The following is a 9,614-nucleotide window of genomic DNA, read 5'->3' on the forward strand; positions in this document are numbered from 1 at the left end:
ATTTTGTTCGCATTGTCCTGCGATTATATCCATTTGTGCTATTGCAATTTTCATACTTTTTACCTCCTATTTATTATACATGAAAACAATTCATTTATTAATTAATTAAATTCCTCTACATATTTTAATATGCCAAAATATTAATCATTTTGAGGAGTATAACGTGTACAAAAATCTTTAAACTTTTTGTATTTTTGTAATATTTTATTATTAAATATTTCATCATTAGAATTTAGAAATTTTAATTTTTTAGTAATTAAAGAATATCTCATTTCCATATGTATAAATTTGATAAAATCATCAATCTCTTTAACAATATTAAACGAATAATAAGTACCTCTAAAAAATATATAAACAGAATCTTTATCAAATTTTTTCTCTTTAGAAACTATAAATCTAGAGAAATTATTTCTAATTTTTTTGATGTCGATTGAAACTTGAGGATTATCGTATAATTTTTGATATTTAAAATTTATTTTTTCTTCAACATCAATTATTTTATCTATAATCCCATATCTTTCATTACTTATATATTCAAAATAATAATCTAGAATCTCTTCATAAATCATTTCGTCTGTTTCCACACGCCCTATTAAATATATCACTATTTTAGACAAAATATTTGAGTTACCTAAAAAAATATAGTTTCTATTGATTTTATAAGCTTTAAAATTTTTTATATTACTAGCAATGAATTGCGGATTATAATAAAATTTATCTTTTTTATCTTTATCATTTTGGTAATTGATAATTTTCCAATTCTCAGATTTCATTTTAAAAATATTTTCAGGAACTTTTTGAATTTCCAATCTTTTATTATCTTCATACAATTCAAATTTAGAATCATTCTGATATATTATTTCATCATTATATTCTCTAAATTTTGAACTGTTGTTAAAAAACCCATTGAAATTATTTGAATAATTACTCAACATTTCTTCATCGATTTTGATACAAGACAATTCATCATTAGACTCATCTAACAAATCAAAGTCATAATACACATGCTCATTACTCCAAATAATTGAAACTATTCCTGATTTCTTTGGAATCATATCAATGATAAAACTAAATCTTACTGGAGTCACCAAAGGAATATAAGCTAAAAGATTACTAGATTTTGCTACCATCATTTTATAGTTTAAATAATCAATACCAAAATTTTTATAAAAACTTATTTTAAAATCCTTAAAGAATTTATTTATTTCTGATTTTAAAAACATTCTGTAGTAAAGAACAATTCTATTTAAATTATTTTTATAATTATGTCTACGAAAAATACATAATTCTATGTATCTCATTCGTTCATCAACACCTTGAATTTTTTCAACACATTTAAGTAAATCTAAATAACTGTCATTTGATAGTTTATCTTTTTCAAAATATTTACAATCAATAAGATTATTTAAAGATATATTGTTTCTACAATAATTTCCTACAGAACAGTAGTATGAATTAATAAAATCTTCAATTTTATTAATTTCGATTGCATACTTCTTTAAATCATTAAAAACCATATTATTTTTTACAATCATGCAACCTGTATCAAAAGGAAAAAGAGTGATTATGTCCTTCATTAGTTCTTTTTCACTAAACTCGTACACAAAAGAAATCTTCGAATACAATGAGAAGAAATCAAAATCATCTGAATTTAATACTTCTGGTATTGGTTTTAAGTAGTAAAAGTAAACCCCTTTGTTATTTAAATAAGCTTTATCACTTACTTCAATATATCCTTCTTTCAATATATTGGTGGCTCCCAGAATACTCGTAGTATGAAAAAACATATTAATTACAATGTATCTTTGTTAGATTTTTCCCAAATACTTGTACAAAGAATACTTATCTCCGTTTCTAATAATCTTGATAATTTTAAAGTCTCACCTTCAAATATGATTTTGGCTTTTTCCGTTTCCTCATTACTTAATCGCAAAATATCTAAATAAGCAATATTTTTAAGCTCTATCATTTCATTTATTTCTAAAATATAATTTTTATTATTACTTATATTCCTATAGGAAACATGTTTAATCATTTTATCCATTATTTCTTCTAATTTGAGATTATTTAAATTCCCATCAAAATCCATATTTGATCTAAGAATACTACTATAAAAAGAGATTGCTGATCTCAAAGTCTTCAAATCAGTTCCTCTATTAAAGTAATTATCTTTAATCTCTCTTTTGATATTTTTTTCTAAATCATTTTCATTGCTTACTTCTTTATAAAATCGTTTTGAATGTATAATATTAGATTGTATGATAAATATTTTCAAAAAATTTACAGTCTCTTTTCTCAAATTATCTAATATTTCTAATTTTTTAGTAATTATTATATTCGCGTAACGATCTTTTCTATTATTTACTAGTTGCCTCTCAACTCCAAAATATGCAATAATAGCGACAATTATTGGAATAAAAATATCTATTTTATTTAACACCTCTGTCCAAAACTCTTTCAAAAAAAACATGAAATTGCTAAAAATCATAAAAAATAAATCAAAATTAATTTCTGTTAAAAATATAAACTCTGTTCGAATAATATTCATATTAACTCCAATCTTTTCTTTAACATAATTATACTATGATATTATCAAAAAAGATAAATTCACACCCCAGTTAGGCATCTGAATTTATCTTTTTACTTTTAGATTCCTTTATTTCCTATATCATTACGATAGAATAATGCATCGCAATTAATATTTTTAATTTCTTCATAAACCTTTGTTTGAGCGTCTTTAAGTGTTGAAGCACTACTAACAACAAAAAGTACACGTCCACCTGTTGCGATTGTTTTCCCATCTTTTGTTGATGTTCCCATATGGAATACCAAAGCATTACAATGATCTAACCCTTCGATAACAGCTCCTTTTTGATAGCTTTCAGGATATCCTTTATTTGCCATGACTACACCACAATACGCTTCATCAGACCACTCAAGTTTGGTTGATTGACCTTTCATTGTGTTAATCACAACATCAACTAAATCATTTTTTAATGCTGGCAATACTACTTCAGTTTCAGGATCTCCAAAACGAACATTGTATTCGATTGTTTTTACACCATCTTTTGTAAGCATACATCCACCATATAGAACGCCTAAGAAAGGTTTACCTTCTTTTACCATTGCACTTGCCATCGCTTGTACAATTTTTTCTACTGCTTCATTATATGCTTCTTCTGGAATATGGCTCACAGGTGTATAAGCCCCCATACCACCTGTATTTAATCCTTCATCATTATCAAATGCACGTTTATGATCTTGCGCTATTTGCATAGGAATAACTAAATCACCATTTACAAAAGCCAATAGTGAAAATTCTTCACCTTCTAAGTATTCTTCTATTACAACACTAGAACCCGCATCCGCAAACATATGATTACACATCATTTCTTCAAGTGCAGTTAAAGCTTCTTCCATTGTCATCGCAATGATTACACCTTTTCCCGCTGCTAAACCATCCGCCTTTAATACAATTGGCATTGTTTGTTTTTCTAAATATGTTTTTGCTTGTTCATACGAACTAAAGCTTTCATATTTTGCAGTAGGTATATTGTATTTTTTCATCATCGCTTTAGAAAATACTTTTGACCCTTCAAGTTCTGCTGCTGCTTGAGTTGGACCAAATACTTCTAAACCAGCTTCATGAAAAGCATCTGTTATTCCAGCACATAATGGAATTTCTGGTCCTACAAATGTCAAATCGATTTGTTTTTCTTTTACGAATTCAATTAATTGTTTAAAATCCATTGAATCAATATTTACAAGTGTAGCTACATCGCTCATACCAGGATTACCTGGTGCTACAAATACTTCTTCAACTTGGGGAGATTGTTTGAACTTATAAGCAATCGCATGCTCACGTCCACCACTTCCTATGACTAATACTTTTTTCATTAGTGTTTAAAGTGGCGCTTTCCTGTAAAGATCATGGCGATGTTCTTTTCATTACACAGTTCAATAGAATCTTGATCCTTAATTGATCCACCTGGTTGAATAATACATTGTATACCATAAGTACTTGCAGTTTCTACTGTATCATTCATTGGGAAAAATGCATCTGATGCAAGAACTGCTCCTTGCGCTTTTTCACCTGCTTGTTCAAGTGCGATTTTAGCTGCTCCAACACGATTCATTTGTCCAGCACCTACACCTAATGTTTGTCCATCTTTTACGATAACAATAGCATTTGACTTAACATGTTTTACAATTTTCATTCCAAAAATTGCATCCTCAATTTGTTTATCTGTTGGCATTGCATTAGTTACAACTTTACAATCTTCTTTAGTTTCATGATAATCATCTTCACCTTGTACAAGTAGTCCACCAGTTACAGACACCATTTTATTAGCAGCATCTAAACCTTCGGTTTCAAATGTCATTAGACGAATATTTTTCTTTTGACTCAAAATCTCAAAGGCTTCTGTAGAAAAACTTGGTGCAAGAATAATTTCTAGAAACATTTGACTCATTTCAGTAGCACATTCTACATTGACTTCTTCATTAAATGCCACAATTCCACCAAAAATGCTCACTGGATCTGCCGCATATGCGCGTTTCCATGCAGTTGTAATATCCGTAGCAATTGCAACCCCACAAGGATTCATATGTTTAACTGCAACAACTGCTGGTTGACCTACAAACTCTTTCAAAATTTGTAAAGTAGCATTTGCATCTTGAATATTATTATAAGACAATTCTTTACCATGGAGTTGTTTAGCAGTTGTCATGCTATAACGTACTTTAGTTCCATCTGAATAGAAAGCAGCTGTTTGATGAGGATTTTCTCCATAACGAAGTGTTTGTTTCAAATCAAAACCAAAGACTACTTTCTCAGCTTCTTTATCTTCGAATTTATTAGTTAGATATTGCTGAATCATCGCATCATATGCTGCTGTTGTACGGAATGCTTTAGCCGCAAGTTTTTGTCTTGTTTCTAATGTTGTATCACCATATTTTTTAATTTCATCAAGAATATGTTCATAATCATTCACATCCGTTACAACAGTAACAAATTTATGATTTTTTGCAGCACTACGAATCATACTTGGTCCACCGATATCAATGTTTTCAATTGCTTCTTCATGCGTAAAATTCGGTTTAGCAATTGTCTCTTTAAAAGGATAAAGGTTAACACACACTAAATCGATTGCCTCAATACCATGTTCCTTCATTTGTTGTACATGGCTATCTTTATCACGAACACCAAGTAATCCACCATGAATACGTGGATGAAGTGTTTTCACGCGACCATCAAGCATTTCAGGAAATTCAGTTACTTCATCAATTGCAATCGTTTTTACACCTTCTGCATCTAATGCTTTCTTTGTTCCTCCTGTTGAAATAATTTCATAGCCTAAACTTTCAAGACCTCTTACAAAATCAATACAACCTGTTTTGTCTGATACACTAACTAGTGCTCTTTTCATACGTTTCCCTCCAACAATTTTTTTAATGTCTCTGGATATAATTCATGTTCAATTTTATGGATTTCTTTTTCAACATCATCTCGTGTCATTCCATCTTGAACATCAAAACTTCTTTGAGCTATGATTCTGCCGCCATCCATTTCAGCATTAACATAATGAATACTTACACCCATAACCTTAACACCATAATCAAAGGCTTGACCGATTGCATCTTTTCCTTTAAATGCTGGTAATAATGAGGGGTGAATATTAAGTATTTGATTTGGATAAGCATTTAATAAGACATCTGATAAAATTCTCATATAGCCTGCAAGAACAATCGTTTCAATACCATTTTCTTGGCATTTTTCAACAATCACTTTTTCATACTCTTCTTTAGAAGAATAGTCTTTAGGATTGAATACAAATGTTTTAATATTCTTTGCCTGCGCTTTTTCAATCACTTTTGCTTCTGGTTTATCAACAACTACAAGTTCAATTGATGCATTCAATAATCCATTTTCAATTGCACTTTGAATAGCATCAAAATTAGTTCCTGTTCCTGAAGCAAATACTGCTATCTTTCTCATTGAAAATGAACTCCTTCACCTTCAATGACTTGTCCAATAACTGTTGCATGTTCATTTTGTGCTGCTAATATACTTAAAGTTTTATCAACATCTTTAGGATCAACAACTAAAATCATGCCAATTCCCATATTAAATACATTGTACATTTCATTTTCATCCATTCCTGATAAACGTTGTAATACATGGAAGATTGGTAATACTGTAAAACTATTTTTATCAATCGATAAACCTTGTCCTGTTTGCAAACAGCGTGGCATATTTTCATAAAAGCCACCCCCTGTAATATGAGCAATTCCATGAACATCTACTTCTTTTAAAACTTCTTTCACTTGACGCACATAAATCTTCGTTGGTGTTAATAATGTTTCGCCAATTGGTTGATCAAGTTCATCAAATTTTGTACTTAAATCCACTGCATTATCTTTTAAAACGATTTTTCTAACAAGTGAAAATCCGTTCGAATGTACACCACTTGAAGGAATACCAATAACAATGTCTCCTACATTCACTTTTTCAGGTGAAATCATTTTTGATTTTTCTACAGCACCTACCGTAAAGCCGGCAATATCATAATCATCTTCACCATACATATCTGGCATTTCTGCAGTCTCGCCACCTACAAGAGCGCAATCCGCAAGAACACAACCATCACAAACACCTTTTACGATAGCTTCAATTTGTTCAGGATGATTTTTGCCAACAGCAATATAATCTAGGAAAAATAGTGGAAGTGCTCCTTGAGCTAATACATCATTTACACACATTGCCACAACATCTTGGCCAATTGTGTCATGTTTATTCATCATCATCGCAAGTTTTAATTTAGTTCCAACACCATCTGTTCCACTTACAAGTACTGGTTCTTTCATGTTTAATGATGATAAATCAAAACATCCTCCAAATGAACCAATGCCACCCATAACACCTGGAACATTTGTACGTTTGATATGCTTTTTAATTCTTTCTACTGACTCATAACCTGCTTCTAAATTAACCCCTGCATCTTTGTATGCTTTTGACATTACTAAGCCTCCCTTTTAAAGTAGTTCACACCACTTGCGAATATATTTTGTTTTTTGTTGCCTGGAATATTTTGGAATACATCATCAAAGAATCTTTCTGAATGCCCCATTTTTCCAAGAATTCTTCCATCAATAGAAACAATTCCTTCAATAGCACATGTACTGCCATTAATATTAATCTTTGGATCATTACTTGCACGACATTGCTCATCACAATATTGAAATGCAACTTGTCCATTTTTAATTAACGTTTTTAATTCTTCTTCACTACACGCAAACTTACCTTCACCATGACTGAACGCAATCATATGGTCATCATCAACTGTTAAGTCTTGTAACCAAGGTGAATTATTTGATGCTACTCTTGTATGTGCCATTGTTGATACATGTCGATTAATATCATTTCTAAATAATGTTGCGTCTGTATCTTTCAATGTTTGAATTTGTCCATACGGCAATAAACCTGATTTGATAAGTGCTTGGAACCCATTACAAATTCCAAGAATCAATCCATCTCTTTCAAGTAATCGATGCACTGCAGCTTTTACTTCTTCATTTTGTAACACATTTACGATAAACTTAGCACTTCCATCTGGTTCATCACCACTTGAGAATCCTCCTGGTAAGGCTAAGATTTGGCTTTCATCTAATACCGAAACCAAATGTTTTATTGAATCTAAAATATCTTGTTGAGTTTGATTTCTAAATACAACGATTTCACCTTTTGCACCTTCTTGTTCAAAAGCACGTTTCATGTCATATTCACAGTTTGTTCCTGGAAATGCTGTAATACAAACTTTAGGTATATCCACACAACGACTAGATTTACGTTTTTGTCCTTGTGTATATGAAATAGTTTCGGCTGCTTTTGCATCGGTACTTGCTGTTCGTGGATAGAACTTATCTAAATAACCAGTCCATGCACTCATGATTTCATTTTGCGTACAAACAATTCCATTAATATCGTAATTTGATTCAGTTGTCGTTCCAATAACTACATAATCTACATCGTTACATGGAGCACTTGTTTCAACTACAATTGCACCTGGAATCATTTTCATCAAATCTAATTTTGTTTCTAGCTTAAATCCTAATTGATTACCGAAACTCATTTTGAAACATGCAGCTAAAATTCCGCCTTCTTCTACAACATAAGAAGAAAGAATTTTCTTCTCTTTGATTTGTGCTTGAACATGATTGAACAATTGTTCATAACTATCTAAATCAGGATATCCGTCTTCACTAATCTTAGGTAGGTAAACACCTAATGTATTTCCTTTTCCTTTAAGTTCTGCTGATACGATATTTTCTACATGTCCTTTTGTACAAGCGAATGACAATAATGTAGGTGGAACAGAAATTGTATTAAATGTACCTGACATACTATCTTTACCACCAATTGCAGCTTTATCAAACTTATCTAAGACAGTAATCGTACCTAATAACGCTTCGGTTACTCTTCCCCATTTTTCAGGGTCAAAATTTAATCTTTCAAAATATTCTTGGAAAGAGAAATATGTATTCTTTAAGTCTCCTCCAACCGCAACCGTTTTTGCCATTGATTCAAGTACACTAAACATTGAGCCTGTGAAACATGAATATTCCATTAAACGCGGATTAAATCCGTACGTTAAAATTGAACATGTCTTTGTCTTTCCATCTAATACTGGAATTTTTTGTATTGAAGCTTGACTTGGAGTCATTTGATTCTTACCACCAAATGGCATATGCACAGTTGTAGAACCGATTGAAGCATCAAACATTTCAACTAATCCTTTTTGACATGCAACATTGCGACTTGAAATCATTGTTATTATATTTTCTTTTGTAAGTTCTGTAGAAGTCATTGGATTTGTTTTTGATGAAGCTTGAATTTCAACTTCAGTCACTTGACGAGCACCCGCAGAATCTACAAATTCGCGAGAAATATCTACAATTAAATCATCTTTGTATTTCATAACTAAACGATTTGTATTTGTTACTTCTGCAACTTGATAAGCTTCAAGATTTTCTCTTTGTGCTAATTCAATAAATTTAGGACCATTTTCTTTTGCAACAACAACAGCCATTCTTTCTTGGCTTTCACTAATAGCGATTTCAGTTGCATTAAGTCCTGCATATTTTGTACGAACTTGATCAAGGTGAATAATTAAACCATCCGCAAGCTCACCAATTGCAACGCAAACACCACCCGCTCCAAAATCATTGCATTTTTTAATTAGTTTAGTGCATTCAGCATTTCTAAATAAGCGTTGAATTTTTCTTTCTTCAGGTGCATTTCCTTTTTGAACTTCACTGGCACATGTATCAAGTGAAGCTTGGGTATGCTCTTTACTAGAACCAGTAGCACCACCAATTCCATCACGCCCAGTGCGACCTCCAAGAAGAATAATGATATCTCCTTCTGTTGGTTTTTCACGTACAACTGCCTCTGCTTTTACAGCGCCAACTACTGCACCTACTTCTAAGTGCTTTGCTACATAATCATCATGATAGATTTCGCGAACATATGTTGTAGGTAACCCAATTTGATTACCATATGATGAGTTACCAGCTGCAGACTTCTTACTAATCAAAAGTTGTGGCAATTTTAC

Annotated in this window: 7 protein-coding genes; all 7 read right to left on the reverse strand. The window is 31.2% G+C overall.

Annotated elements, in window-relative coordinates; genetic code table 11:
* Nucleotides 1–140: 140 nt before the first annotated feature.
* The gene (locus tag RSB60_RS09245; RefSeq protein ID WP_332615910.1) at nt 141–1,745 is read right to left on the reverse strand and encodes a hypothetical protein; all 1,605 of its coding nucleotides are present in this window, start codon (nt 1,743–1,745) and stop codon (nt 141–143) included.
* Between the two features lie 47 nt (nt 1,746–1,792).
* Nucleotides 1,793–2,548 (reverse strand): hypothetical protein, encoded by a 756-nt coding sequence (locus tag RSB60_RS09250; protein ID WP_332615912.1) that lies wholly within the window; start codon nt 2,546–2,548, stop codon nt 1,793–1,795.
* A 98-nt stretch (nt 2,549–2,646) separates the two neighbouring features.
* Nucleotides 2,647–3,897: a phosphoribosylamine--glycine ligase gene (purD, locus tag RSB60_RS09255; RefSeq protein WP_332615914.1), complete on the reverse strand. Its 1,251-nt coding sequence runs from the start codon at nt 3,895–3,897 to the stop codon at nt 2,647–2,649.
* Nucleotides 3,897–5,429, reverse strand: a complete 1,533-nt coding sequence (gene purH, locus RSB60_RS09260) for a bifunctional phosphoribosylaminoimidazolecarboxamide formyltransferase/IMP cyclohydrolase (RefSeq protein ID WP_332615916.1) — start codon at nt 5,427–5,429, stop codon at nt 3,897–3,899. The genes purD and purH overlap by 1 nt, the downstream gene beginning before the upstream one ends.
* Nucleotides 5,426–5,998 carry a phosphoribosylglycinamide formyltransferase gene (purN, locus tag RSB60_RS09265; RefSeq protein WP_323380336.1) on the reverse strand — a complete coding sequence of 191 codons (573 nt, stop codon included), beginning with the start codon at nt 5,996–5,998 and terminating at the stop codon, nt 5,426–5,428. Before purN ends, purH begins: the two co-directional genes overlap by 4 nt.
* Nucleotides 5,995–7,020, reverse strand: a complete 1,026-nt coding sequence (gene purM, locus RSB60_RS09270; RefSeq protein ID WP_323380335.1) for a phosphoribosylformylglycinamidine cyclo-ligase — start codon at nt 7,018–7,020, stop codon at nt 5,995–5,997. The genes purN and purM overlap by 4 nt, the downstream gene beginning before the upstream one ends.
* A gap of 2 nt (nt 7,021–7,022) precedes the next feature.
* The coding region (locus RSB60_RS09275; protein ID WP_332615919.1) for a phosphoribosylformylglycinamidine synthase at nt 7,023–9,614 on the reverse strand (2,592 nt) is incomplete at its 5' end.

It is taken from the genome of Anaerorhabdus sp. (genome assembly GCF_036657415.1).
Lineage (GTDB): Bacteria > Bacillota_I > Bacilli_A > Erysipelotrichales > Erysipelotrichaceae > Anaerorhabdus.